The organism is Streptomyces griseoaurantiacus (assembly GCF_036189845.1).
Taxonomy (GTDB): Bacteria; Actinomycetota; Actinomycetes; order Streptomycetales; family Streptomycetaceae; genus Streptomyces; species Streptomyces griseoaurantiacus.
Genome location: NZ_CP108326.1, coordinates 1,459,902 through 1,485,279, shown reverse-complemented (window position 1 = coordinate 1,485,279; position 25,378 = coordinate 1,459,902). Strand labels below are relative to the sequence as shown.

The following is a 25,378-nucleotide window of genomic DNA, read 5'->3' as shown; positions in this document are numbered from 1 at the left end:
TGCCGCCTGCCACGCCTGTTCAAAGTAGCTCAGCCGAGGGCGGTTGCCGCCCCCCTGAGCACCAGTCCGGCGCCGAGCACGAGCACGACGCACGCCGAGCCGAGCGGTGCCGCCCGCCGCACCAGCGCCGCCGTCGCGCCCCCGGCCCAGCGGGGACGGCGTGCGAGCAGCCGGTTCATCCCGCCGCCGAGCCGGACGACGGCGAAGCCGGCCGCGGTCAGCGTGAGGGCGAGCCCGAGGCCGTAGGCCACGACGAGCAGCAGCCCGAACCAGGCCTGCCCCAGCGCGGCGGCGCCGACCAGCACGACGACGGCGGACGGCGAGGGCACGAGGCCCCCGGCGAAGCCGAGGAGGAGGGTGCCGCGGAGGGTGGGGGCGGTGGAATGCGTGTGCGGGCGTCCGTGACCGTGCGTGTGGGTGTGTCCGTGGTCGTGATGGTGCCCGTGTTCGTGGGCGTGGTCGTGGTCGTGGGGGTGCTCGTGCGCGGGCTCCGAGGCCGGCTCGTGAGCGTGCTCGTGCGTGTGGTCGTGTCCATGGCCGTGCCCCCGTCCGTGGCGGTCGCGCCAGGCACGGCGGACGAGGGTGACGCCCGCCGCGGTGACGAACGCGCCGCTCGCCAGGCCCAGCCAGGTGATCACCGAGGGCGCGGCCGCCGAACCGGCCGTGACCAGCAGGCCGAGGGCCACCACGCCGAGGGTGTGGGTGACGGTCACCGACGCGGCGAGCGGCAGCACGTCCCGCGGCCGGGCCCGGCCGCCGCGGGCCGCGGCCGTCGCGGCCATCAGGGTCTTGCCGTGGCCGGGCGCGAGCGCGTGCATCGCGCCCAGGCCGACCGCGAGCAGCACGGCGAGCGCGGCGAAACCGAGCGTGAGGTCGTGCCGGGCCACCAGGCCGTCCAGCGCACGGGTCCAGCGGTCGGCGCCGCGCGGCAGCACCGAGGCGGCCGGGGCGTCGCCCTGCCGTTCCCGGTCCAGCGCCGGGCCGCCCGGCCGGACCTCGAAGGAGGCGCGCGCGGTGTGCGCGGGGGAGGACAGCAACTCCTTGGGATAGTCGGTCAGTTCATGGGACACCGAGGTCCCGGGCACATCGGATCCGGTCAGTGTCGTACGGTCGCCGCGCGCGGTGATCTCCCGCCAGCCGGGCCCGGAGGCCGGGCCGCCCGCGCCGCGGAACACCACCCGGACGGTGCCGGTCTCGGGCAGCGGGGCGGTCAGCCGGCACTCCAGGCGCAGGGTGTCCAGACCCGCCTGCCCGGGGCGCCGGTGCGCGGTGCTCGCGGCGACGCCGAGCCGGGCGGCCCGCCCCGCCACGGTCACCCCGCTGCCGCGCGCGGCCTCCACGCACCGCTGCCGGGCCCAGCCGGTGAGGCCGCCCGCCCGCTCGATGTCCGGCCCCGCCTGGGTGGCGGGGATCTCCGCGAGGTCCTCCACGTGGTCGACCCGCAGTTCCCCCGGCGCGGCGACCAGACCGTCGTACCGGTTGACGGTGAAGTTGCCGAGCGGATGCGCGCCCGCCTGCGCCGCCGGGAGCAGGACCAGCGCCGCCACGGCGGTGGCCAGCCCCGCGCCGAGGGCGAACCGGCGCCCGCGGGGCCTCATTCCGGGCCTCCCAGGGAGGCGAGGGCCGCGCGCGCCGCGCGGGCGCCCAGCGGCGCGAAGCCCGGGTTGAGGCCGAGGGCCGCGGTGAGGGAGGCGCGGGCCCGGTCCGGCCGGCCGGCGGCCCGCTCGATCATGCCGCGGTGGTAGCGGAAGGAGGCGCTGCGGTAGCCGGTGGCGGTGGCCCGCCGCGCGTACGGGAGGGCCTCCTCGTCCCGGCCGTTGACGTGCAGCGCCCAGGCGAGCGCGTCCGCGGTGTGCACCGTGTGGCGGCGCTTCCACTCGGCGCGCGCCGCCTTCAGCGCGGCCCCGCGCTCGCCGTGGTCGGCGGCGGCGAGGGCGGTGTCGAGGTCGGCGTCCACCCCGTTGGCGCGGGCGAGCGAGACCCAGGCGTGCACCAGGGCGTACTGGTCCCGGGCCCTGGCCGTGTCGCCCTTCCCGCCCCGCTCCTCGTACAGCTCGCCCAGCTCCACGAGCGGCTGGGGGAGCGGGGCGCGGGCGACGACCCGTTCCATGCCGGTGATCGCCGCCGCGCGGTCGCCGAGCGCGGCCTGGGTGCGGGCCCGGCCCTCGAGCGCCGGGAGGTAGGTGTCGTCGGCGGCGAGCGCCCGGGCGTAGTGACGCAGGGCGGTCCTGTACTGCCCCTGGTTCCAGGCGAGTTGCCCGAGGGCGGTGGCCACGTAGGCGACGTCGCCGCGGGTGGCGGCGGTGCCGAGCGCGCGGGTGAGCACCTCGCGGGCGGTGGCGGTGTCGCCGCGCAGTTCACGGACGTAGGCGTAGCGGGTGAAGACCGGTACGCCCGGGCGCCGGGAGTCGGCCAGGTCGGCGGCCTTCGAGGCCTCCTCGTAACGGCCCAGCTCGACGAGGGCGTCGATGCGGGAGCACAGCGCGCGTTCGTTGTACGGATTACGGGAGAGGGCCTCGTCGGCGTACTTCAGCGCGCCGCGGAAGTCGTGCCGTGCGGCGGCCAGGGCGGCGCGGCCGGCGAGGGCGGGGTCGTGGTGGGGGCGCAGCTCCAGGGCGCGGTCGAGGGCCTTGTCGGCCTGCGGATAGCGGGAGGGGTCGCCCTCGGTCCGGGCCTGTTCGACGTAGGCGAGAGCGAGCGTGGACCAGGCCTCGGCGTCACGGGGCTGGGCGCGCAGGTGGGCCTGGAGGCCGCGGATGCTCGCGGCGAGGTCGTCGCCGCTCAGGAGCCGCGGGGAGGTGACGGGCAGGGACGCCGGGGCGGGCGTGGCCTGCCGGGCCGCGCCCGTGGCCAGCGCCCCCGTGGTGAGGGCGACGGCCAGGGCGCCGGCGGAGAGCACGAGGTGCAGACGGGAGGGTGTCCGCACGGAGGCACCCCCGCCGGCCGGCACCCCGGGAACCGGAGCCACCGGGGTGCCGGCCACCGGGGCCTCGCCCTCCCGGGGCCCGGCCACCGGGGCCTCGCCTTCCCGGGGCCCGGGGGCCGGGTCCTCGGCCACCGGAGGTGCCGGGACCGGGGCTTCGATCACCGGGGTGTAGGGACCCTGGTCCTCGGCCTCCCGCGTTCGGGGGGCCGGGGCCTCGCCTTCCCGGGGCCCGGCCACCGGGGCCTCGGCCATCGGAGGTGCCGGGACCGAGGCTTCGATCACCGGGGCCTTACCCTCCCGGGGCCCGGGACCCGGATCCCCGGCCACCGGAGTTCCCGATGCCGGGTTCCCGGGCGCCGGCGTCTCGAGGGCCGGGGCCCCGGCCTCTCGGGGTTCGGGGACCCGGGTCCCGGCCGCTCGAGCGCCGGGGACCTCGGCCGCCGTCGTCCCGGGGGCCGGAGTCTCCCTCTCCGGAGTGCCGGGGGTCGGAGCCTCCTCCGGAGTGCCGGGGAGCGGAACTCCCGCCTCCGGAGCGCCGGGCACCGGAACCTCGGCCTGCGGGGCCTGCGGGGCCTGCGGGGCCTGCGGGGCCTGCGGCGACGAACCCTCGGGTGTCGGGGTGTCGGGGGTGTGCGGGGGCATGGGACTTCCTCCGTTCCGGTGCCCTGGGGGCCGTCAGTAGTACGTGCGGCGGGTGCGGCGGCGCCACCACACGAGGGCCATGGCGATCAGGAGGAAGCCGGCGGCCCCCGCGGCCGCGGAGGTCACGATGAGCGTCGTGTCCGAACCGCCGCCCACACCACTCGTGTGGAGCGCGTCGCCGAGCTGGTTGCGCACGCTGTTGCCGTCCGTCTTCGCCGTCGCGCCGCGCGAACCGGCCGTCGGCTCGGCGAGGTAGGGGAAGGACCCGCCGAACTTCTTGTCGTTGGCGTCGACCGCGTCGCCCAGGTCGTTCTTCGAGCCGACCAGCTCGCCCTCCATGACCTGCAGCGCCTCGTCGACCACGTCGTCGGTCAGCCGGCGCCCGTTCGGGAAGCCCGCGTTGTCCCCGTCGAGCACGCCGAGCCGCTTGGGAGTGGCGGCGGGCTTGATCGAGGTGTTGAGCCGCAGTTCTTCCGCCGGCCGCACGGACGGCGGCTGGTTGAGCCCCTTGACGCCCTTCAGGAACACGTCGACGAGGTCGTCGCGCGGCTCGTCCGGCGCGTCGATCTTGTAGATGGCTTCGATGAGCTTCGGCAGCTCGGGGTTGGTCACGTTCTTCAGGAACTGCGCGTCGTCCCAGGGCGCGGAGGCGTTGAACCTGTCCTTGTCCTTCTGCGGGTTGACGACCTCGTTGACCAGCGGGCTGCCCAGCCGCGAGACCTGCCGCCAGTGCCCGCGCGCGTCCTTGCGCTGCGTCGTCGACCAGATGCCGACGACCGGCTGCTCCTTCGACTCGGTGAGCATGTCGTTCGGCACCTGCAGGGCGATGGAGTTGACGTTGTAGCCCTTGAGGGTGTCCCGGCCCACCTCGGAGAGGTCGCCGCCGTACAGCAGGTCGAAGACGCGAAGGTCCAGGAAGAACGGGTCGTCGGCCTGGCCCGCGAAAGTCGTGGAGCCGTTGGACAGCTTGTACACGGCCTGCGAACGCAGCTTGCCGTAGTCCGGCATGGACGCCTTGCCGACGTTGGAGGGCGCCACCGGCACGTCGTCGGCGAGCTTCGTCTTCGACACCAGCTTCTGCCTGTGCAGCTTGATGAGGTCGATGTCGTACGTCTGCGTGATGTTGAGGTCCGGGTCGTCCAGGCTGTCGACGGGGCCCGTGTTGTAGAGGAAGGTGTTCTCGTTCTTGGTGTGCGTGCGGAACGTGTACCGGAAGATCAGCTCGCTCTGCGCGTCACCGTTGTTGTCGACGTGGAGGTCGTACTGCGCGTCCTCCGCGAACGTGTAGAAGTTGGGTCCGCCGGCCGGCTCCTGGAACGGGATCCAGTTGGCCACGAGCGTCGTCGTGTCCGGCTTGTCCGGGCTCACGAACGCGTACACGTCGGTGTTGTCGTACTGCGGCTGCCCCGAGATCAGCGGAGCCTCCCGGTGGCTGGAGGCGGAGGCCGCCCCCGGTTCGAGTGCGACCACACCGGCGGCGGCGAGTCCCCCGGCGGCCAGCGCGCCGCACAGGAGGGTCGCGAGGCTCCGGCGCCCCACGCCCCGGCCGGGAAGGGGGGTCATGCGTCCGGTCCGCCCAGCCGTGGGCCGCCCCGATCGTCCGTCCGTGTGTGCGTCCATCCGTCCGTCCATCCGTTCATCCGTTCCGTTCGTCCGTCCGCGCAAGCCGTGCGTTCCTCGCGTCCATACGGCCGCGGCGCCGATTTGCCTCACTGACCGGGCATTCGGAGAGCCCGTCGGGCCGGATTGGTCGGATCGGCGGAAAATCTCACGGGCCGTCAGGCGGGTCGCGGGTGCCGGACCGGAGCGAGGGACCGGCCGTCGCGGGAGCCGCCCGCGCGGACGGCCGTATTCCTTGCCGTCCGACCCGCGTTTTCGGCCCGCCGATCCGTAATCCCGTCCAAGGGCGTGATCGCTCCGAACGTTCTACGCACCACCTGAGAACGACCTGCGATCACCTGCGAACGACCTGCGAGCGCCCAGCGAACGACCTGTGGGACGACCTGTGGGACGACCGACGAGTCCGCGCGCCGTGTGCCGCGGCCGGAGAGGGGGGTACGAGTGGAGGCGGAGGAACTCCTGGCACTCGTGGCCGGAGGCGACCAGAAGGCCTTCGAGGAGTTGTACGGCATGGTGTCCGGGCCGGTGTTCGGCCTGGTGCGCCGCGTCGTGCGGGACCCGGCGCAGTCGGAGGAGGTGGCGCAGGAGGTGCTCCTCGAACTGTGGCGCTCGGCGCCCCGGTTCGATCCGGACCGCGGCAGCGCGCTGTCCTGGATCCTGACCGTCGCCCACCGCCGCGCCGTCGACCGGGTGCGCAGCGCCCGCGCCTCCGGCGAACGCGAGGAGCGCGAGGCCCGCCGCGCCCACCACCCCGCCTTCGACCAGGTCGCGGAGGAGGTGGAGGCGGGTCTCGAACGGGAATGGGTGCGCCGCTGCCTCGACCGGCTCACCGCGCTGCAACGGCAGTCCGTGACCCTCGCCTACTACGAGGGCTACACGTACCGGGAGGTGGCCGAGAGGCTGTCCCTGCCGCTCGGTACGGTCAAGACCCGGATGCGCGACGGGCTCACCCGGCTGCGCCACTGCCTGGGAGGTGCGGCATGAACCCCTTCGGCAGGCTGTTCGGCCGTGACGACCCGCACTCGCTCGCCGCGCCCTACGCCCTCGACGCCCTCGAACCCGAGGAGCGCCGCCGCTTCGAGAAGCACCTGCGCCGCTGCGAACGCTGCGCCGCCGAGGTGCGCGCGCTCTCCGAGGACGCCGTCCGGCTCGCCTGGTCCACCAGCGCCCCCGCCCCGCCCGCGATGCGCGACCGGGTCCTCGCCGCCGTCCGCGCCACCCCGCAGGAGCCGCCCGCTCCCGACCGGGACGCGCCCGCCGCGCGCGCCCCGCACCTGCCGCCGCACGTCTGGGGAACGGCCCCGCCGCCCGCCCGGGCCCGCGCCCCCCGGCTGCGCCCGCTGTTCGGGCCGCTGGCCACCGCGACCGCCGCCGCGGCGCTGGTCGTCGCCGCTCTCATCGCGGTGCAGGCCGCGCGGACCCAGGACACGCTGGACGCCGAGCGCGCACAGGCACGTGAGATCGCCCACGTCCTCGCCGCGCCCGACGCCAGGGCCGCCGCCGACCGCGACGCCCGGGGGCGGGGACTGTCCGTGATCGCCTCCGCCTCACAGGGGCGTGCGGTGGTCACCCTGAGCGGTACCGGCGCACTGCCGGACACGCGCGTGCACCAACTGTGGCTCATGCGCCCCGGCGCACCACCGCGCTCCCTCGGCCTGTTCGAGGACGACACGCCCTTGGTGGCCGACGGCCTGGCCACGTCGGCCACGTCACTCGCCGTGACCGTGGAACCCGACGGGGGATCGGTTCGTCCGACGAGTGCGCCGCTTGTCCAACTCGCCCTGGATTCGGTCGGATTCGGAGAGTAATCATCAACACCCTTGCGGGGAAGGTGAATCGCGTGACCGTGATACACGAGTGCCCCGGGGGAGCGATAGGGTTACCCTGCCCGGGCCGGGTGGACAAGTACGGGTGGGGAGTGACATGGAACAGATAACGATGCGCAGCAGGGCGAGGGTCCCTGCGATCACCTGCGGGAGCAGCGCGAGCAGTACGCGCCTCGACCGCCACCTCGCGGTGCTCGGCGGCCCCGCGCTCCCGCAGCGCGAGACCGCGGAGGCGACCTCGCTGATGCGGGAGATAACGGCGCGTGACGTCCGGCACGGACGCAGTGACAGGGGGGCACGGGTCCGCCGGGTATCGCTGTTCGCACCGCTGCGCCGGCTGCGCCGGTCGCTGTTCGGAGGACGGTGAGCGGGAGCGAGCTGAGCACGCGGGCGCCGTCGGCCTGATCCGACGGTGCCGTCCCTGGCGTACGCGGCCCACCCGGACCGTACGTCGGCCCCGGCCCCGGCTCCTCCCGCCCCACCCGGGGGCTCCGCCCCCGGCCCTTCCGGAATCCGGCGGCTCCTCACCGCACTCGGCCCCCTCGCCGGACCCGTCCCGCGTGCCGCCCGCACGCCGCGCACCACGACTCGGCCCCGCCCGGCCCTCTTCTCCCCTCACAGCAGGGTGAACTGCCCCTCCGGGCCCTCCTCCTGATGGTCGAGCACGGAGGCGGGGCGACGCCGGGCGGCCGACACCGGCAGGACCTCCGCGTCCCGCAGCGCGGACGCGCTCACCTCCCCCTCGGCCGACGAGGCCAGTTCCGCACGCGCGGGACCCAGTTCCGCGAGCAGTGTCAGCACGGTGAGCAGTTCCAGCAGCTCGGACGTCCGGTTCTGCGGCCAGTCGGCCGGACGGATCGCGGCCAGGGTGCCGGGCTCCGGCTCCGCCGTCCGGGCCGCGAACCAGGACTCGACCACCCGCGCCCCGGCCACCTCGAACTCCCACGCGGCGGCCGGCACCGGCGAGATGCGGCCGCCGTCGAGGTCGAGGACCTCCTCCTCGGGCGTGTGGACGAGGTGCGCCGGACGCGCCGGAAGCGGCGCGCGGACATAGGGCCGCCGCCCGCCGGGCAGCCGGGGGCGCTCCCCGTCGCGCCGCATCAGCCAGAGCATCCGCCGGCCCAGCGTCACGCCCCGCTCCCACCGCTCGGGATCGGTGGTCAGCGGGACGGTGTGCCCGCGCGGCCCGTGGCGCACGGCCGCCATGATCCAGGCCAGGATCTCCGACGGTCCTGGCGTACGCCCCAGCCGGGTGCCCAGGTGCGCCGCGAGACCGGGCGCCAGGTTGGGCTCCGCGCCCCCGGGGCGGCGGTAGAGGGGCCGGACGCGGCCGGTGCGGGGCGCGGGGAAGGGCAGGAGGGAGGTCGCGAGCAGCGGCAGCGTCAGCCGTCCCGGCCCACCGGGGGGAGCGGCGCCGCCGGGCGCGGGGGCCGGAGGCAACTCCAGTACGAACACCTGGTGTTCGTCCGCCACGCGCCACAGTTCGGGGCGGGCGGCGTCGAGCAGGCGGTGGTCGGGGATCAGCCACTGCTCGTCGAAGGGCGCGCGCAGTACACGGACCGGTTCGGGGCAGGGGCCGGTGGCGTGGGCGAGACGTTCCGTGCCGGCCGGGTGCCCGGGGAGCTGGGCGACCGCGGAGTGCGGGGTGCGGGCGCGGCTCGGTTCGAACAGGGCCTCGCGGCCCGGGCCTTCGGCCTCGAGGAGGGTGTCCCAGCGGGTTCTGAGCGACGGGGCGTCCGGGGCGAGGGGCCATGCGCGGCCGGCCCGGGGAGGCGGGACGGACCACGGCATGAGGTCCGCCAGCAGCGGAGCGTCGTCGTTCGTCACGGATGGCATCGTACGACGGCCTCCCGCCGCCGGACCCGGTCCCTCCCGGGGGCCGAACGCCCGTCCGCGCGCCTCGCCTACGTCGCCTCCAGCGTCACCGTGAACGAGAAGCGGTCCCCCCGGTACTGGATGACCGCGACGTCCAGCACCCGCCCGTCCGTCCCGTAGGTGATCCCGGTGTAGTGCAGGATCGGACTCAGCAGCGGCACGTCGAGCAGGCGGGCCGTCTCCGGGTCGGCCAGCCGTGCCTGGACGGTGTCGGTGATCCGGGCGATCTCCACGCCCACGACGTCGCGCAGCACCTTCGTCATCGGCCACCGCTCCAGGTCGCCCGGGGCGATCCCCGCGGCCACCTCCGGCCGCACGTAGTTGCGGGCGTGGTTCGTCGGCTCGCCGGTCTGCTCGTCGCTGCGCAGCCGGTGGTACGCCGCGACCTCGTCCAGACCGGCGAAGTGCTCGGCGAACTCACCGGGTACCGGCGCGGTGCCGTGTGCGAGCAGCTTCGCCGCCATGCCCGACTGCTGGGCCACGATCGCGTCGACCGAACCCAGCAGCCGCACCGGGGCGCCCTGCCGGGCGTCCGGTTCGATGAAGGTGCCGCGCCGCCGGTGCCGGCTGATCAGCCCCTCGTCCTCCAGCTCCTTGAGCGCCTGCCGCATGGTCAGCACGCTGACCCCGTAGTGCAGCGCGAGCTGCTCCTCGGTGGGCAGGCGCAGCGGCGCCTTCGGCGGACGGCCCAGGATCGAGGCGCGCAGCGACTGCGAGACCTGGTACCACAGCGGCAGCTTGCGGTTCAGGACGATCGAGTCGGGTGCGAAGGCGGTCACGGTTGCTGCTCCGTCCGGCTCCCGGGAGGACCCGCGAGGGCCTCGTGTGCGGCGATCGGCGTGGGCGGCCGCCGTTCACGGCCGGAAGTGCCGCTGGAGACCCTGCCACACCTCGTCGTAGCGCGTCTGCAGGTGGTCCGCGTTCGCGGCCCGCTCGGTGAGCGTCACCGGCCACCGGGTCTCGAACATGAACGCCAGCCCGTCGTCGATCTTCTGCGGCTTCAGTTCCGCCGCGCTGGCCCGGTCGAAGGTCTCCCGGTCCGGTCCGTGCGCGGACATCATGTTGTGCAGGGAGCCGCCGCCCGGCACGAAACCGCCCTTCCCGCCCGACTTGGCGTCGTACGCGCCCTCGACCAGCCCCATGTACTCGCTCATCACGTTCCGGTGGAAGTACGGCGGCCGGAAGGTGTCCTCGCCCACCAGCCAGCGCGGCACGAACGCCACGAAGTCGACGCCGGCCAGGCCCGGGGTGTCGGACGGCGAGGTCAGCACCGTGAAGATCGACGGGTCGGGGTGGTCGTAGGAGATGCTGCCGATCACGTTGAAGCGGCGCAGGTCGTAGACGTACGGCACGTGGTTGCCGTGCCAGGCGACGACGTCGAGCGGCGAGTGGCCGTACTCGGCGGCCCAGAGGTTGCCGCAGAACTTGTTCACCACCTCCACCGGGCCCTCGACGTCCTCGTACGCCGCCACGGGCGCCCGGAAGTCCCGTGCGCCCGCGAGGCCGTTGGCGCCGATGGGCCCGAGGTCGGGCAGCCGGAAGGGGGCACCGTAGTTCTCGCACACATAGCCGCGCGCCGCCCCCGCGGGGCCGCCGTCCGCCCCGCCCTCCGGCAGTTCCACCCGGAAGCGGACCCCGCGAGGGATCAGCGCCATGTGGCCCGGCTCGGCGAGCAGCGCGCCGAACTCGGTGTGCAGCAGCAGCGCGCCGCGCTCGGGGACGAGGAGCAGTTCGCCGTCCGCGTCGCTGAAGACCCGCTCCATGGAGGCGTTGGCGTGGTAGAGGTGCACGGCCATGCCGGTGCGCTGGGTGGCGTCGCCGTTGCCGCCGAGGGTCCACAGCCCGGCGAGGAAGTCGGTGCCCGGGGCCGGTTCGGGCAGCGGGTCCCAGCGCAGCCGGTTGGGATCGGGCACGGTCTCGGTGAACGGGGCGGAACGCAGAGCCCCGTTGCCGGTGCGCCGGAAGGCGGGGTGCGCCGCCGAGGGCCGGATCCGGTACAGCCAGGAGCGGCGGTTGTGCGCCCTCGGCTCGGTGAAGGCCGTGCCGCTGAGTTGCTCGGCGTAGAGCCCGAGCGGGGCCCGCTGCGGCGCGTTGCGGCCCTCGGGCAGAGCACCGGGCACCGCCTCGGAGCTGTGCTCGTTGCCGAAGCCGTGCAGGTAGGTCAGCCCCTCGGCACGCTTCCTCGCGTCCCCGTCCATGCCTGTTCCCTCGTTCCCGGTCCCGTGCGGGGCCCGCCCTGGGCCCCGTCGATTCCTATGCTTCACCGTAGGAATGGCAGCGGGTGTACGCAAGAGGGAGGAGCCCGGGGTGTACCGCGGGGTGCACGAGGTGGCCGGGAACCAGCCCTGAGGACGATCCGGCGAGTCGCAGGAATGTTCTACGCTCACCGACATGTCGTGGACGCGCGGACTGCTCGCGGCGCTCGCGGTGTGTGCCCTGCTCGGCGGTTCGGCCGGCTGTGGCGCCGAGGACGGGCACGGGCAGAGCAACGGGAACAACCGGAACGGCGGGGACTCCTCGCCGGTGGGCAAGGTGCTGGAGCACACCGACGAGAAGGGGCGGCACTACCGTGAAGTGGACCGGAAGAACGCCCCCGAGGTGGGCATCCAGATCGAGCCGGACACCGGCAGCACGGACGGCACGGACGGCGCCGAGGACACCTGGGACGTCCGGCTGATCCTGCGCCGCTTCCGCCTCTCGCCCGCCGGCGCCCGCCCGGTGGCCGTCGCCGGACAGGGCCTGGTCCGGCTCTACCTGGACGGCCGGCTCCTGGCCAGGCTGCACACCACCGAGTACCGGCTCACCGCCGACCTCGCGCGCGGCACGCACCACCTCACCGCACGGCTCTACGCGGACGACGGCACCCTGTGGGCGGTCGACGGCGAGCCCGTGGAACGCACGGCGGACATCACGGCCTCCGGCGCGGGCACGGAACCGCCGTCCTCGCAGTCGGCGTCGCCCACGGCGAGCGGTGCGCACGGCACGACCGCGGCGGAGGGCGGCCGGAACGTCACCGCCCGCGGTGCGCACCCGCCCGTTCCCGTGCGTGGACGGCGTTCCGCCGTCCGGACAGACGGGGGAGGTCTGCCGGCCCCCGTCGGAAAGGCATGCTGATGCCCGGGCCCCACCCCACCTCGCTGCGCCGCGCGCCGGTCCAGCGACGCAGCGCCGAACGCCTCACCCGCATCCTCGACGCCTGTGCCGACCTCCTCGACGAGGTGGGCTACGAGGAACTGAGCACCAGGGCGGTGGCCCTGCGGGCCGGCGTCCCGATCGGCTCCGTGTACCGCTTCTTCGGCAACAAGCGCGCGATGGCCGACGCCCTGGGCGAACGCAACTTCGAGCAGTACACCGAGCGCGTGGCCCGGCGGCTGGAGGAGACGGCGGGGGAGGGCGGCTGGCGTGCGGCGATGGACGCGGTGCTGGACGAGTACCTCGACATGAAGCGCACGGCCCCCGGCTTCTCCCTCGTCGACTTCGGCAACCAGATACCCATCGGCACCCGGCACGCCGAGCCGAACCACCGGGTCGCCGACCGGCTGGCCGAACTGCTGGCCGCCCCTCTCGGCCGCGGCCCGGACGAGGAGCTGCGGCGCACGGTCCTGGTCGCCGTCGAGGCCGCCGACACCCTCGTCCACCTCGCCTTCCGCGTCTCTCCCGAAGGGGACGAGCGGATCATCGAGGAGACCCGGCAGCTCCTGCGGGCCTATCTCGCGCGGTCACTGGACTGAACGCCCGCCGCGGTCCCGCCTCCTCACGCGCCCTCCGGGTGCCCGCCCACTGCTCCGACCGGGCGAACCCGGGGCGGCGTGCCGCGTGGCGCACGGGCACGCGCATGCTCCTCGTGAAAGAGAGTCAGTGAAAGAGCGATTTGTATGAAAATCGTCTGACTCGGAGGAACGCGCATGTCCCCCTCGACACTCCCACGCACCCTCGCCTCCCGCGTCGGCGCCACCGCCGCCCTCGCGGCCCTCACCGCCTCCGGTGCGGTCTGGCTCGCCGCGCCCGCCGCGGCCGTCGGGGAAGGCGGTGACATCAGGGTCCACCGGGAGGGAGTGCCCTTCACCGTCTCCAAGGAGGACCCGGTGGTGTGCAGGTTCTACCTGGACGCCACCAACTTCGACTCGGCGACCGTCGTCGCGTACTCCATCACCCCGCAGCCCCCGCTGCCCACCAGTGCCACGGTCACCGGAGCCATCACTCTGGCCGCGGGTGCCGGCCACACCGACGTGCTGGGTCTGGCGGACGGCCAGTACAAGATCACCTGGGTGCCGGGTGTCAACGTTCTCCCGCCCGTCCTGCCGCCCGGCACCAAGGAGAAGGTCTTCCGCGTCAACTGCCACGACGGGAAGCACGAGGAGAAGAAGGGCGGCAACGAGAAGGCGGAGGACCCGGGGCACGGCTCGGCGACCATCGGCAACGACAACGGCGAGGGCCCCAAGGGCGGCGTCCACGCGGGCGGCGGCGGCCTCGCCCGCGCCACCGAGGCGTTCTCGCCCGCCACCGCGACCGCGGCCGTGGGCCTCGTCGTGCTGAGCGGTTTCGCCTACGTCCGCCTCATCCGCCGGCGCCCCGATGGTGCCGCGTAGGCGCGGACGCAGGCCGTGGCGCCGGACCCGCGCCTACCGCCTCGCCAGGACGGCCGTGCTCGCGGTCGTCCTGGCGGCGGTGTCCCTGCGGTGCGTCGAGGGGCACCGTGAACGGCACCCGGAAGCGCGTTCCGCGGCCTCCCGGGTGCCCTCGGCCGGCTCCTCCGCGCGCGGCCACCCGGCGGCGGGGCCCTCCTCGAGTCCCGACGCCTCGCCCCCGCCCGCGCCGCTGCCCCGGTCCCCGGCGACCGCCGTGCGCATCCCCGACCTCGGGGTGGACGCGCCGATCGTGCCGGTCCGCCTCGACGCCCACCGGCAGCTCGGCACCCCGCCCGTGGACAGGCCGAAGCTGATCGGCTGGTACGCGGACGGGCCGAGCCCGGGGGAGGCGGGCACCGCCGTCGCGGTCGGCCACCGCGACACCCGGACCGGGCCCGCCGTCTTCGCCGCGCTCGGCCAGCTCGACCCCGGCGACCACGTGGAGGCCCGCCGCGCCGACGGCCGCACCGCCGTCTACACCGTCGACCGGGTGCGCACCTTCGACAAGGACCACTTCCCCGACAAGGAGGTGTACGGCACCAGCAAGCGCCCCGAGCTGCGCGTCCTCACCTGCGGCGGCCTCTACCGCGGCAAGGCGGGGTACACGAGCAACATCGTCGTCTTCGCCCACCTCACCGCCACCCGCGGCGGCTGAGGCGCCGCACACCGCTCCCGCGAGCCGTCCGCCGTCCCTCGTCCCCGACACCCCTGGCGCCAGAAAACTAACGCCGCTAGTTTGGGGTCCGGACGCAGAGGCCGTACCGCCCGGGAGGAAGACGATGAAGGCACACGACGGCATCTACGTGGACGGCGCCTGGCGCCCCGCCGCCGGAACCGACACGATCGAGGTCGTGAACCCGGCCGACGAGCAGGTCCTCGCGCACGTCCCGGCCGGCACCGCCGAGGACGTGGACGCCGCCGTGCGCGCCGCCCGGGCCGCCCTCCCCGCCTGGGCGGCGACGGAGCCCGCCGAACGGGCCGCCCGGCTGACCGCCCTGCGCGACCGGCTGGCGGCCCGCGCGGAGGAGATCGCCGAGACCGTGACGGCCGAACTGGGCGCCCCGCCCAAGCTCTCGCAGACGGTGCACGCCGCCCTGCCCGTGGCGGTCGCCGGCTCCTACGCAGAACTGGCCGCCGCCCACGCCTTCGAGGAGCGGCTCGGCAACTCGACCGTGCTGCACGAACCGGTCGGCGTGGTCGGCGCCATCACACCCTGGAACTACCCGCTGCACCAGATCGTCGCCAAGGTCGCCCCGGCGCTCGCCGCGGGCTGCACGGTGGTGCTCAAACCCGCCGAGGACACCCCGCTCACCGCGCAGCTCTTCGCCGAGGCGGTCGACGAGGCGGGTGTGCCGGCCGGGGTGTTCAACCTCGTCACGGGCCTCGGCCCGGTCGCCGGGCAGGCCCTGGCCGAGCACGAGGGCGTCGACATGGTCTCCTTCACCGGCTCCACCGCCGTCGGCCGCCGCATCGGCGCGACCGCGGGGGCGGCGGTCAAGCGCGTCGCCCTGGAACTGGGCGGCAAGTCCGCCAACGTGATCCTGCCGGGTGCCGACCTCTCCCGCGCGGTCAACGTCGGCGTCGCCAACGTGATGTCCAACTCCGGTCAGACGTGCAGCGCCTGGACCCGGATGCTGGTCCACCGCGAGGACTACGAACAGGCCGTGGAACTCGCCGCCGAGGCGGCCGCCAAGTACGGCGAGCGCATCGGTCCGGTGGTCAGCGCCCGGCAGCGGGACCGGGTGCGCGGTTACATCGAGAAGGGCCTCGCCGAGGGCGCCCGCCTGGTGACCGGCGGCCCCGAGGCCCCGCGAGAGCGCGGCTACTACGTCCGCCCCACCGTCTTCGCCGACGTGCGCCCGGACATGACGATCGCCCAGGAGGAGATCTTCGGCCCCGTCCTGTGCCTGCTGGCCTACGAGGACACCGAGGACGCGCTCAGGATCGCCAACGGCACCGAGTACGGGCTGGCCGGGGCCGTCTGGGCGGCCGAGGAGACGGAGGCGGTGGCCTTCGCGCGGCGGCTGGAGACGGGCCAGGTCGACATCAACGGAGGCCGCTTCAACCCGCTGGCGCCCTTCGGCGGGTACAAGCGCTCCGGGGTGGGCCGGGAGCTGGGCCCGCACGGACTGGCGGAGTACCTCCAGACGAAGTCCTTCCAGTTCTGATCGGCGGCCCTCCCCCCCCGGCCCGCCGCCTCACGACCCCGACGCCTCGAGGAGCCGAACGACCATGGCCGTACGTGCCGCCGTCCTGCCCGCCCTCGGCGCTCCGCCGGAGATCGCCGAGATCGACCTGCCCGAGCCCGGACCCGGCCAGGTGCGTATCCGCCTCGCCGCCGTGGGCGTCTGCCACTCCGACCTGTCCCTGTCCGACGGGACGATGAGGGTGCCGCTGCCCGCGGTGCTGGGACACGAGGGGGCCGGCACGGTCCTCGCCGTCGGGGAGGGCGTCACCCATGTCGCCCCGGGCGCCGGGGTCGTCCTGAACTGGGCCCCCTCCTGCGGAAGTTGCCCTGCCTGCGCGCGGGGCGAGGTGTGGCTGTGCGCCAACGCGCTGAACGGCGCGGGCCAGGTGTACGCCCGCACGACGGACGGCACGGACCTCCACCCGGGCCTCAACGTGGCGGCGTTCGCGGAGGAGACGGTGGTGCCGGAGGGCTGCGTGCTCCCCGCGCCGGACGGGGTGCCGCTGGCCGAGGCGGCACTGCTCGGGTGCGCGGTGCTCACCGGGTACGGGGCGGTGCACCACGCGGCGCGGGTGCGGCCTGGGGAGACGGTCGCGGTGTTCGGCGTGGGAGGGGTGGGCCTCGCGGCACTCCAGGCGGCGCGGATCGCGGGGGCCGGACGGATCGTCGCGGTCGACGTCTCCCCGGAGAAGGAGGAACTGGCACGCCGGGCCGGCGCCACGGACTACGTGCTCGCCTCCGACACCACCGCCCGCGAGATCAGGGGCCTGACCGACCGGCAGGGCGTCGACGTCGCCGTGGAGTGCGTCGGGCGCGCGGTGACCATCCGTACGGCGTGGGAGTCCACCCGGCGGGGCGGCCGGACGGTGGTCGTCGGCATCGGCGGCAAGGAGGAACAGGTCACCTTCAACGCCCTCGAGCTCTTCCACTGGGGCCGCACCCTCTCGGGCTGCGTCTACGGCAACTGCGATCCGGCGCGCGACCTGCCGGTCCTCGCGGACCACGTCCGCGCGGGCCGCCTCGACCTGGGGCTCCTGGTCACCGAACACATCACCCTGGACGGCATCGCGGGTGCCTTCGAGAACATGCGCGCGGGGAGGGGAGCACGGGCGCTGGTGACGTTCTGAGGGGGCGGCGGGGGTGCCCCCGGTCGTGCGGGGGCGCGGGGAACCGCGCGAGAAGTCCCACCGGCCGTCGGCCGACAACGCGCCTACGGGGTCCCAGGGGCGGAGCGCCTTGAGCGGAGCCCCTTGAAAGGACGGGCAGGGTAGGGGCGGCGGGGGTGGAAAACAGCCCCCTACCCCTCCACCCGCCGCACCTCCTCGAACCGCACCTCCAGCCCGTCCAGCAGCGCCCGCAGGCCGACCTCGAACGCCCGCTCGTCGATCCGCTCCTGCCGCCCGGCCAGCCGGTGCGCCTGCCCCAGGTGCGGATAGTCCTCGGGATCGTAGGCGGCCTCGTCGTTCACGAACCCCCCGGCGAACGACCCCAGCGCGGACCCCATGACGAAGTACCGCATCAGCGCCCCGACCGAGGTCGCCTGCGCCGGGGGCCACCCCGCGTCCACCATCGCCCCGTAGACCGCGTCCGCCAGCCGCAGTGCCGCCGGCCGCCGCCCCGGCCCGTGCGCCAGCACCGGTACGAGGTTCGGGTGCGCCCGCAGCGCGGCCCGGTAGGACACCGCCCAGTCGTGCAGCGCGGTCCGCCAGTCCCGTCCGTCCCACCCCTCCTCGAACATCGACAGGTCGACCTGCGCGCTCACCGAGTCGGCGACCGCCTCCAGGATCTCGTCCTTGGTGCGGAAGTGGTTGTAGAGGGACGGTCCGCTCACCCCCAGTTCGGCCGCGAGCCGGCGGGTGGAGACGGCCGCGAGGCCCTCCGCGTCCACGAGCGCGCGGGCCGTCTCGACGATGCGGTCGGTGCTCAGCAGGGGCTTGCGCGGTCGGGCCATGGCGCACATAGTAGGGCTGCACACATAAACTAGCAGTGCTAATTAAACCGTGGGGTGACCGAGGTGAACCTGGAGCTCAGCGAGGAACAGACCGCCGTCCGCCGGCTCGCCCGGGACTTCGTCGCGGGCGAGATAGCGCCCCACGTCGTGGCCTGGGACCGCGCGGAAGAGGTCGACCGGGGCATCGTCAAGAAGCTCGGCGAGGTCGGTTTCCTCGGTCTGACCCTCGACGAGGAGTACGGCGGCTCCGGCGGCGACCACCTCGCGTACTGCCTGGTCACCGAGGAACTGGGCCGGGGCGACTCCTCGGTGCGCGGCATCGTCTCCGTCTCCCTGGGCCTCGTCGCCAAGACGATCGCCGCCTGGGGGAGCGAGGAGCAGAAGCGGCGCTGGCTGCCCGGACTCGTCGCCGGCGAGTACGTGGGCTCCTTCGGCCTCACCGAGCCGGGTACCGGTTCCGACGCGGGCAACCTCACCACCCGTGCCGTGCGCGAGGGCGGGGACCACGTCCTGAACGGCACCAAGACCTTCATCACCAACGGCACCTGGGCCGATGTGATCCTGCTGTTCGCCCGGTCCACCGACGCCCCCGGCCACAAGGGCGTCACCGCCTTCCTCGTCCCCGCCGACAGCCCCGGACTCACCCGCCGCACGATCCATGGCAAGCTCGGCCTGCGCGGCCAGGCCACCGCCGAACTGGTCCTTCAGGACGTGCGGGTTCCCGCCTCCGCGATGCTCGGCCCCGAGGGCAAGGGCTTCTCCGTCGCCATGTCCGCGCTCGCCAAGGGCCGGATGTCGGTCGCCGCCGGCTGCGTCGGCATCGCCCAGGCGGCCCTGGACGCGGCCGTGCGCTACGCCGGGGAGCGCGAACAGTTCGGCAAGCCGATCGCCCGCCACCAGCTCGTACAGGAGCTGATCAGCGACATCGCCGTCGACGTGGACGCCGCCCGGCTGCTCACCTGGCGCGTCGCCGACCTCGTCGACCGCGGCCTGCCCTTCGCCACCGAGGCCTCCAAGGCCAAGCTGTTCGCCTCCGAGGCCGCCGTCCGCTCCGCCAACAACGCCCTCCAGGTCTTCGGCGGTTACGGCTACATCGACGAGTACCCGGTGGGCAAACTGCTGCGCGACGCCCGCGTGATGACCCTCTACGAGGGCACCAGCCAGATCCAGAAACTGCTCATCGGCCGTGCGCTGACCGGCGTCTCGGCCTTCTGAGTACCTGGGCCCCGGGCCCTGAGTACGGCGACGGATGTGGCCCGGGCCACGTCCGCCGATCCTGTTCCCATGAGTGACACACCGGTCAAGCAGCAGAACACCGCCGCCTTCTACGGCCAGGCCGCGGCCTCCTTCGTCGTCGCGATGATCGCCACCGCCGTGGGGATCTACCACCTCCAGGCCGACGCCTGGGTCCGCGCCTTCCTCGCCATCGCCGTGCTGTACCTGGTGACCTCCGCCTTCACCCTCGCCAAGGTGATCCGCGACCGGCAGGAGGCCGGGCAGATCGTCAGCCGGGTCGACCAGGCGAGACTGGAGAAACTGCTCGCCGAGCACGATCCGTTCGAGAAGCTCTGAGGCGGCCGGGCCGGGCCCGCCCGGCCGGCACCCGCGTTCCCGCGGTCCCCGCGCCTACCGGAGCACCCGGCCGAGGAACGCGCGCAGATGGCCGGCGACGACGTCGAGGTGGCTCTCCAGCAGGAAGTGGCCGCCGTCGACGAGGTGGACCTCCGCGTCCTTCGCGTCACGGGCGAAGGCCTGCGCGCCCGCCGGGCCGAAGATCTCGTCGTTGCGGCCCCACACGGCGAGCACCGGCACCTCGTGGGTGCGCAGGAACTCCTGCAGCGGCGGGTAGAGCGGGCGGTTGGTGCGGTAGTCCCGGAACAGGGCGAGCTGGATCTCGTCGTTGCCCTCGCGGGAGACGAGGGCGTGGTCGTGCTCCCAGGTGTCCGGGCTGACCAGGCTCGGGTCGGGCACGCCGTGCAGGTACTGCCAACGAATGGCCTCACGGGTCAGGGCGGCGCGCACCGCGGGCTCGGTCTCCGGGCCGGGATTCTCGCCGTAGGCCCACACGTCGGCCCAGAAGGACTCGACGAAGCCCTCCTCGTAGGCGTTGCCGTTCTGGCTGACGACGGCGGTGATCCGTTCGGGGTGCCGCAGCGCGAGGCGCCAGCCGATGGGGGCGCCGTAGTCCTGGACGTAGAGCGCGTAGCGGTCGACCCCGAGCCGGTCCAGGAGCGCCGAGGTCAGGTCGGCGAGTGCGTCGAAGGTGTACGTGAACTCCGTGACGGGGGGAGCGTCGGAGAGGCCGAAGCCCAGGTGGTCCGGCGCGAGGACGTGGTAGTCGCCGGCCAGCAGCGGGATCAGCTCCCGGAACATGAACGAGCTGGTCGGATAGCCGTGCAGCAGGACGATCGTGGGGGCGTCGGCGGGGCCGGCCTCCCGGTAGAAGAGCTCGTGGCCGTCGACGGTCGCGCTCCGGTGGTGCACCGCGTACATCTCTAACCTCCTGAAGGCGTTTTTGTGGTTAGTTCCTCCATCGGACCATATGGCATCTAACCCGTCAAGTCGCTATTGATGGTTAGGGTCGGGGGTGATGGTGCTCGTGCCGGGGCGCCGGAGGCCCTCTTCGCCGGGGGGTGGCCCTGACCGGCTGCGCTAAGCGGCCGCTCAGGTTCGGCGGTATGGTGGTGCACCTGTCGGTGGAGAGGGGCACGAGCGATGAGTACGGCGCAGGAGACGGTCGGCGGCGAGAGCGAGCCGTGGGTGGAGGTCACCCCGGACGCGGCCCGGCGACTGCTGGTGGCGGCCGTGGACGCGTTCGCCGAGCGTGGCTACCACGCGACGACCACCCGTGACATCGCGAGCCGCGCGGGCATGAGCCCGGCGGCGCTCTACATCCACTACAAGACCAAGGAAGAACTGCTCCAGCGCATCAGCCGGATCGGCCACGAGAAGGTGCTGGAGATCCTGCGCGCGGCGGACGGGGCCGGAGGCAGCGCCACCGAGCGGCTCGCCGAAGCCGTCAGCTCCTTCGTGCGGTGGCACGCGGGCCGGCGCACGACCGCGCGGGTCGTGCAGTACGAACTGGACGCGCTCGGCCCCGAGGCGCGCGCGGAGATCGTCGCGCTGCGCCGCCAGGTCGACGCCGTGGTGCGCGGGATCATCGAGGACGGGGTGGCGACCGGCGAGTTCGACGTGCTCGACGTGCGGGGCACCACCCTCGCGGTCCTCTCGCTGTGCGTCGACGTCGCCCGCTGGTTCAACGTCCAGGGGCCCCGCACGCCCGAGGAGATCGGCACGCTCTACGCCGACCTGGTGCTGCGCATGGTGGGCGCGGCCCGGTAGGCCCGCCCGGCGGGCGCACCGGGGGTCAGAGGTAGTAGCGCGAGACGGACTCCGCGACGCACACCGGCTTGTCGCCGCCCTCGCGCTCCACGGTGAACGCGACCGTGACCTGCACGCCGCCGGGCACGTCCTCGGCGCCGGTGATCCTCGCGGTCGCCCGCAACCGGGAGGCGACGGGCACGGGGGAGGGGAAACGCACCTTGTTCGTCCCGTAGTTGACGCCCATGCGGACGCCCTCGACGGTGAGGAGCTGCGGTCCGAAGAGCGGCAGCAGCGACAGCGTCAGATAGCCGTGCGCGATGGTCGTGCCGAAGGGGCCCGCGGCCGCCTTCTCCGGGTCCACGTGGATCCACTGGTGATCGCCGGTCGCCTCGGCGAACAGGTCGATCCGCTTCTGGTCGACCTCGACCCAGTCGCTGTACCCCAACTGCTCACCGACGGCCGCCTTCAGCGCCTCGACGGAAGCGAAGACCCTCGGTTCGGTCATGCTCCGACCTCCATGTCACGTCACCCATGCTAAGCGACTGCTTAGCATGGTCGGCCGGGAGGGCAAAGTCAATGAGGTCGCACGGGCGTGCGCCACGAAGGCGCGGAGCCGTGCTGCCGGGAGTGCCGTGCTGCCGGGAGTGCGGTGCTGTCGGGGTGCGCCCACGAGCAAGGCGCACCCCTCCCGAAGGGCCGGACCTACGCCGACACCAGCAGCTGCCGCCCGTGCCGGGCCTCCCGCACCGCCTCCTCGGTGAGCACCGGCCGCGGCACCACGATGCCGCAGTCCCCGCACACCGGTCCCGAGGACGGCTCGTGTGCCAGGTCCCACCGCCACACCAGCCGTTCCCCACCGCACACCGGGCAGCACGCCCCGGGCTCCCGCTCCAGCGCGGCGATCAGCCGGCGCAGCACCTCCGCCATCGGGCCACGGGGGTGGACCCGGGGATCCTCGCACCACGCCACTCCGAAGCCGCCCCAGGTCAGCCGGTGCCAATCGTCCACGCTGCCCGGCCTGCGCAGCCCGTCGTGCTTCTCCTTGCGGCGGCGCTCGGCGAACTCCACCTCGTAGGCGAGCCACACGGAGCGGGCCTCCTCCAGTTCCTCCAGTGCGGCCACGAGCCGCGCCGGGTCGGGGGAGCGGTCCTCGGGGCCGAAGCCGGCCCGGGAGCACAGGTGGTCCCAGGTCGCCCGGTGCCCGTACGGGGCGAACCGCTCAAGGCACTTGCGCAGCGAATAGCGCCGCAGTGCCAGATCGCACCTCGGATCGCGCACCTGTCTCGCCAGACTCCGGAAACCCGCCATCGTGCTGCACCTCCGTCACACCTGCACCTGTACTTCGGTCACTTCGGCGTCGTCGTACGGACGTCGTCGAATAGACGTATCGACACACGATTCGGCTCCGTCCGATCCCCTCCTCTTCCCTACTTCTTTCCGACTTCTTTTCCGGCGACCTCCACGAGTCCGCCCCCAACGGGTTCAAAAGTGACGCATGTTCATGTTCAATCGCGGGAGTACCGGCGGTAACATCCGGCCCCACCTCAGCTCCGGAGGTCCTGCCATGCCACGGCACACCCCCCGCACCTTCCTGGACAGACTGAGAACTCCCCGCGGAATCCCCGGGTTCCTGAAGACCGCGTCCGTATGCGTGCTCATTGCCGGACTTTTGTCCCCGCTTTCCACGGCCGTGGCCGCGCAGGGCGCCCCGGCGAGTACCCGGACGGCGACAGCGACCGCCGGCGACAGTTGCGGCGGCCAGTGCTCCGACATCCTCCCGCCGGGCGAGAACGGCAACGCCACGCTCGCCCAAGTGCTGCTCAACCAGGTATTCGGCACCCAGCCCGAGCACGCGGAGGACCAGCTCGGCCCCTACGCCGACCTCGCCACCGGCTACCCGGCGCTCACCGACGCGAAGATCAACACCTTCTTCAACGACGCCTCGTTCGGGGTCCCTTCGGGGCAGGTCGCCTCCACCACCAAACCGGGCGGTCGCACGGATGTGACCATCGTCCGGGACAAGAAGACGGGTGTGCCGCACATCACCGGCACCACGCGGTACGGCACCGAGTTCGGGGCCGGCTACGCCGCCGCCCAGGACCGGCTGTGGCTCATGGACGTCTTCCGGCACGTCGGCAGGGGCCAGTTGACCGGCTTCGCCGGCGGCGCCCCCTCCAACCAGGGCCTGGAACAGGAGTTCTGGCGCAACGCCCCGTACACCGAGGCGGACCTCCAGGCGCAGATCGACGGCGCCATCGCCTCCGCGGGGGACCGGGGCAAGCAGGCCCTCGACGACGTCAACGCCTACCTCGCGGGCATCAACGCCTACATCGACGCCTCCGACAGCGGCCGTTACTTCCCCGGCGAGTACGTCCTCACCGGCCACAAGGACTCGATCACCAACGCCGGCACCATCGACCACTTCAAGGTCACCGACATGGTCGCCCTCGCCTCCGTCATCGGCGCGCTGTTCGGTTCGGGCGGTGGCGGCGAGGTCAACAACGCCCTGTCCCTGCTCGCCGCGCAGTCCCGGTACGGCGTGGCCGAGGGCACGAAGGTGTGGGAGTCCTTCCGGGAGCGCAACGATCCCGAGGCCGTGCTCACCGTCCATGACGGCGAGTCCTTCCCCTACGCCGGCAAGCCCGCGGACCCCCGGGGCGCGGCCCTGCCCGACGCCGGAACCGTCGCCCGGGAACCCCTGGTGTACGACCGCACCGGCAGCGCCGCCAAGGCGGCCGCGAAGAGCACCTCGGGCACGGCGGGCGCGAGGGCCCTCAGCTCCGCGAAGCGCGGCATGTCCAACGCCCTCGTCGTCAGCGGGAAGCACACCGCGAGCGGCCGTCCGGTCGCCGTCTTCGGGCCGCAGACCGGCTACTTCGCGCCGCAGCTCCTCATGCTCCAGGAGTTGCAGGGCCCCGGCATCAGCGCCCGCGGCGCCTCGTTCGCCGGCCTGAGCATGTACGTCGAACTCGGCCGCGGCCAGGACTACGCGTGGAGCGCCACGACCTCCGGCCAGGACATCATCGACACCTACGCGGTCGAACTGTGCCAGGACGACTACCACTACCTGTACCACGGCACCTGCACGGCGATGGACAAGGTCGAGCGGACCAACGCCTGGAAGCCGACCGTGGCCGACTCCACGGCCGCCGGCTCCTACACGATGCGGGTCTGGCGCACCAGGTACGGCCCCGTCGAGTACCGGGCCACCGTGGACGGCAAGCGGGTCGCGTACACCACGCTGCGCTCCTCCTACCTCCACGAGGCCGACTCGATCATCGGCTTCCAGATGCTCAACGACCCCGACTACGTCAAGGGCCCCGAGGACTTCCAGAAGGCGGTCCAGCACATCAACTACACGTTCAACTGGTTCTACGCCGACTCCGCGCACACCGCGTACTACAACAGCGGCGACAACCCCGTCCGGGCCACCGGGGTCGACGGCGAGTTCCCGGTGTGGGCGCGGCAGCCCTACGAGTGGAGCGGCTGGGACCCCGCGCACAACACGGCGTCGTACACCCCCGCCTCGGCCCACCCGAACTCCGTCGACCAGGACTACTACATCTCCTGGAACAACAAGCAGGCGAAGGACTACGCCGCCGCGCCCTGGGGCGAGGGCTCCGTGCACCGGGGCGACCTGCTGGACGACCGGGTGAGGAAGCTCGTCGCCGACGGCGGCGTGACCCGGTCCGCGCTCGTGAAGGCGATGGCCGACGCGGGCCTCGCCGACCTGCGCGCCGAGGACGTGCTGCCGAAGCTGCTGAGGGTCGTCAAGAGCGCGGCGATCACGGACTCCACGACCGCGGCGGCGGTGGACAAGCTGTCGGCCTGGGTCTCGGCGGGGGCCCAGCGCAAGGTGACCTCGGCGGGCGCGAAGAAGTACGCGGACGCGGACGCCCTCCGCATCCTCGACGCGTGGTGGCCCGAGCTGGTGAAGGCCGAGTTCGCACCCGGCCTCGGCGAGGACCTCTACACCGCCATGACCGCCAACCTCCCCGTCGACGAGTCGCCCTCGGCCGCCCACGGCCCGACCGGCTCGCACGCGGGCAGTTCCTTCCAGTACGGCTGGTGGTCCTACGTGGACAAGGACCTGCGGACGGTGCTGGGCGAACCGGTCGAGGGCCCGCTCGCGCAGACGTACTGCGGCGGGGGTTCCCTCGGTGCCTGCCGCACGACCCTGCTGAACACCCTCAAGGAGGCGGCGGGCAGGTCGGCGTCCCAGGTCTACCCGGGTGACGATCTCTGTTCGGCCGGCGACCAGTGGTGTGCCGACTCGATCGTCCAGCGCGCGCTGGGCGGCATCAAGCACGGCAACATCAGCTGGCAGAACCGCCCGACCTACCAGCAGGTGGTGGAGTTCACCTCCCACCGCTGAGGGACGGGCCCCGCACCGGCCGC

General features: G+C 73.6%; 23 protein-coding genes. 13 read left to right on the top strand and 10 right to left on the bottom strand.

The window, feature by feature from the left end:
• Window positions 1-29: 29 nt before the first annotated feature.
• Genes OHB09_RS06745 through OHB09_RS06735 form a run of 3 tightly spaced genes read right to left on the bottom strand, consistent with a single transcriptional unit; the run spans window position 30 to window position 5,131 of the window.
• The gene (locus OHB09_RS06745; RefSeq protein WP_328921717.1) at window positions 30-1,598 is read right to left on the bottom strand and encodes a HoxN/HupN/NixA family nickel/cobalt transporter; all 1,569 of its coding nucleotides are present in this window, start codon (window positions 1,596-1,598) and stop codon (window positions 30-32) included.
• Window positions 1,595-3,568: a tetratricopeptide repeat protein gene (locus OHB09_RS06740; protein WP_328921716.1), complete on the bottom strand. Its 1,974-nt coding sequence runs from the start codon at window positions 3,566-3,568 to the stop codon at window positions 1,595-1,597. Before OHB09_RS06740 ends, OHB09_RS06745 begins: the two co-directional genes overlap by 4 nt.
• A gap of 33 nt (window positions 3,569-3,601) precedes the next feature.
• Entirely contained in the window at window positions 3,602-5,131 is a 1,530-nt protein-coding gene (locus tag OHB09_RS06735; protein WP_319117157.1) for a DUF4331 domain-containing protein, read from the bottom strand.
• A gap of 498 nt (window positions 5,132-5,629) precedes the next feature.
• On the opposite strand from OHB09_RS06735, the gene OHB09_RS06730 reads away from it, so the two are divergent.
• The 3 genes from OHB09_RS06730 to OHB09_RS06720 all read left to right on the top strand — a co-directional run bounded on the left by OHB09_RS06730 (window position 5,630) and on the right by OHB09_RS06720 (window position 7,381).
• The gene (locus tag OHB09_RS06730; RefSeq protein ID WP_006141824.1) at window positions 5,630-6,172 is read left to right on the top strand and encodes a sigma-70 family RNA polymerase sigma factor; all 543 of its coding nucleotides are present in this window, start codon (window positions 5,630-5,632) and stop codon (window positions 6,170-6,172) included.
• Window positions 6,169-6,996 (top strand): anti-sigma factor, encoded by an 828-nt coding sequence (locus tag OHB09_RS06725; RefSeq protein WP_093592388.1) that lies wholly within the window; start codon window positions 6,169-6,171, stop codon window positions 6,994-6,996. Before OHB09_RS06730 ends, OHB09_RS06725 begins: the two co-directional genes overlap by 4 nt.
• Before the next feature lie 115 nt (window positions 6,997-7,111).
• Complete coding sequence (locus tag OHB09_RS06720; protein WP_040896049.1) at window positions 7,112-7,381, top strand: hypothetical protein; 270 nt, start codon at window positions 7,112-7,114, stop codon at window positions 7,379-7,381.
• 248 nt (window positions 7,382-7,629) lie between these two features.
• On the opposite strand, the gene OHB09_RS06715 is transcribed toward OHB09_RS06720, so the two are convergent.
• The 3 genes from OHB09_RS06715 to hmgA form a co-directional block, all read right to left on the bottom strand.
• The gene (locus tag OHB09_RS06715; protein WP_328921715.1) at window positions 7,630-8,850 is read right to left on the bottom strand and encodes a type ISP restriction/modification enzyme; all 1,221 of its coding nucleotides are present in this window, start codon (window positions 8,848-8,850) and stop codon (window positions 7,630-7,632) included.
• 68 nt (window positions 8,851-8,918) lie between these two features.
• Window positions 8,919-9,668 carry a GntR family transcriptional regulator gene (locus OHB09_RS06710; RefSeq protein WP_191852352.1) on the bottom strand — a complete coding sequence of 250 codons (750 nt, stop codon included), beginning with the start codon at window positions 9,666-9,668 and terminating at the stop codon, window positions 8,919-8,921.
• Window positions 9,669-9,743: 75 nt separating this feature from the next.
• A complete protein-coding gene (gene hmgA / locus OHB09_RS06705) occupies window positions 9,744-11,087 on the bottom strand; it encodes a homogentisate 1,2-dioxygenase (protein WP_191892280.1) in 1,344 nt (447 codons plus the stop codon).
• A 193-nt stretch (window positions 11,088-11,280) separates the two neighbouring features.
• On the opposite strand from hmgA, the gene OHB09_RS06700 reads away from it, so the two are divergent.
• From OHB09_RS06700 to OHB09_RS06675, 6 genes are all read left to right on the top strand, one after another.
• A complete protein-coding gene (locus tag OHB09_RS06700) occupies window positions 11,281-12,003 on the top strand; it encodes a nuclear transport factor 2 family protein (protein ID WP_191852353.1) in 723 nt (240 codons plus the stop codon).
• The gene (locus OHB09_RS06695; protein ID WP_006141817.1) at window positions 11,997-12,620 is read left to right on the top strand and encodes a TetR/AcrR family transcriptional regulator; all 624 of its coding nucleotides are present in this window, start codon (window positions 11,997-11,999) and stop codon (window positions 12,618-12,620) included. The genes OHB09_RS06700 and OHB09_RS06695 overlap by 7 nt, the downstream gene beginning before the upstream one ends.
• A gap of 174 nt (window positions 12,621-12,794) precedes the next feature.
• Entirely contained in the window at window positions 12,795-13,478 is a 684-nt protein-coding gene (locus tag OHB09_RS06690; protein ID WP_006141816.1) for a hypothetical protein, read from the top strand.
• 55 nt (window positions 13,479-13,533) lie between these two features.
• Entirely contained in the window at window positions 13,534-14,172 is a 639-nt protein-coding gene (locus OHB09_RS06685) for a class F sortase (RefSeq protein ID WP_407077312.1), read from the top strand.
• Window positions 14,173-14,296: 124 nt separating this feature from the next.
• On the top strand, window positions 14,297-15,685 hold the full coding sequence (locus tag OHB09_RS06680; protein ID WP_328921714.1) for an aldehyde dehydrogenase family protein: 1,389 nt from the start codon (window positions 14,297-14,299) through the stop codon (window positions 15,683-15,685).
• Window positions 15,686-15,749: 64 nt separating this feature from the next.
• Window positions 15,750-16,832 carry a Zn-dependent alcohol dehydrogenase gene (locus OHB09_RS06675; RefSeq protein WP_319117147.1) on the top strand — a complete coding sequence of 361 codons (1,083 nt, stop codon included), beginning with the start codon at window positions 15,750-15,752 and terminating at the stop codon, window positions 16,830-16,832.
• A gap of 170 nt (window positions 16,833-17,002) precedes the next feature.
• On the opposite strand, the gene OHB09_RS06670 is transcribed toward OHB09_RS06675, so the two are convergent.
• A complete protein-coding gene (locus OHB09_RS06670; protein ID WP_191852355.1) occupies window positions 17,003-17,656 on the bottom strand; it encodes a TetR/AcrR family transcriptional regulator in 654 nt (217 codons plus the stop codon).
• Between the two features lie 63 nt (window positions 17,657-17,719).
• On the opposite strand from OHB09_RS06670, the gene OHB09_RS06665 reads away from it, so the two are divergent.
• The gene (locus OHB09_RS06665; protein ID WP_093592796.1) at window positions 17,720-18,871 is read left to right on the top strand and encodes an acyl-CoA dehydrogenase family protein; all 1,152 of its coding nucleotides are present in this window, start codon (window positions 17,720-17,722) and stop codon (window positions 18,869-18,871) included.
• Window positions 18,872-18,940: 69 nt separating this feature from the next.
• The gene (locus OHB09_RS06660) at window positions 18,941-19,228 is read left to right on the top strand and encodes a YiaA/YiaB family inner membrane protein (protein ID WP_040896043.1); all 288 of its coding nucleotides are present in this window, start codon (window positions 18,941-18,943) and stop codon (window positions 19,226-19,228) included.
• Between the two features lie 54 nt (window positions 19,229-19,282).
• Here OHB09_RS06660 and OHB09_RS06655 read toward each other — a convergent pair whose 3' ends face one another.
• Window positions 19,283-20,149, bottom strand: coding sequence for an alpha/beta fold hydrolase (locus tag OHB09_RS06655; protein WP_093592403.1), 867 nt, complete (start codon window positions 20,147-20,149; stop codon window positions 19,283-19,285).
• A 222-nt stretch (window positions 20,150-20,371) separates the two neighbouring features.
• On the opposite strand from OHB09_RS06655, the gene OHB09_RS06650 reads away from it, so the two are divergent.
• A complete protein-coding gene (locus OHB09_RS06650; RefSeq protein WP_191892275.1) occupies window positions 20,372-20,998 on the top strand; it encodes a TetR/AcrR family transcriptional regulator in 627 nt (208 codons plus the stop codon).
• 25 nt (window positions 20,999-21,023) lie between these two features.
• On the opposite strand, the gene OHB09_RS06645 is transcribed toward OHB09_RS06650, so the two are convergent.
• Window positions 21,024-21,485, bottom strand: coding sequence for a MaoC family dehydratase (locus OHB09_RS06645; RefSeq protein WP_191892274.1), 462 nt, complete (start codon window positions 21,483-21,485; stop codon window positions 21,024-21,026).
• A gap of 197 nt (window positions 21,486-21,682) precedes the next feature.
• Complete coding sequence (locus OHB09_RS06640) at window positions 21,683-22,288, bottom strand: hypothetical protein (RefSeq protein WP_093592406.1); 606 nt, start codon at window positions 22,286-22,288, stop codon at window positions 21,683-21,685.
• Window positions 22,289-22,544: 256 nt separating this feature from the next.
• Between OHB09_RS06640 and OHB09_RS06635 the strand changes: the two genes are divergently transcribed.
• Window positions 22,545-25,355, top strand: coding sequence for a penicillin acylase family protein (locus OHB09_RS06635; protein ID WP_234525037.1), 2,811 nt, complete (start codon window positions 22,545-22,547; stop codon window positions 25,353-25,355).
• Window positions 25,356-25,378 lie beyond the last annotated feature (23 nt).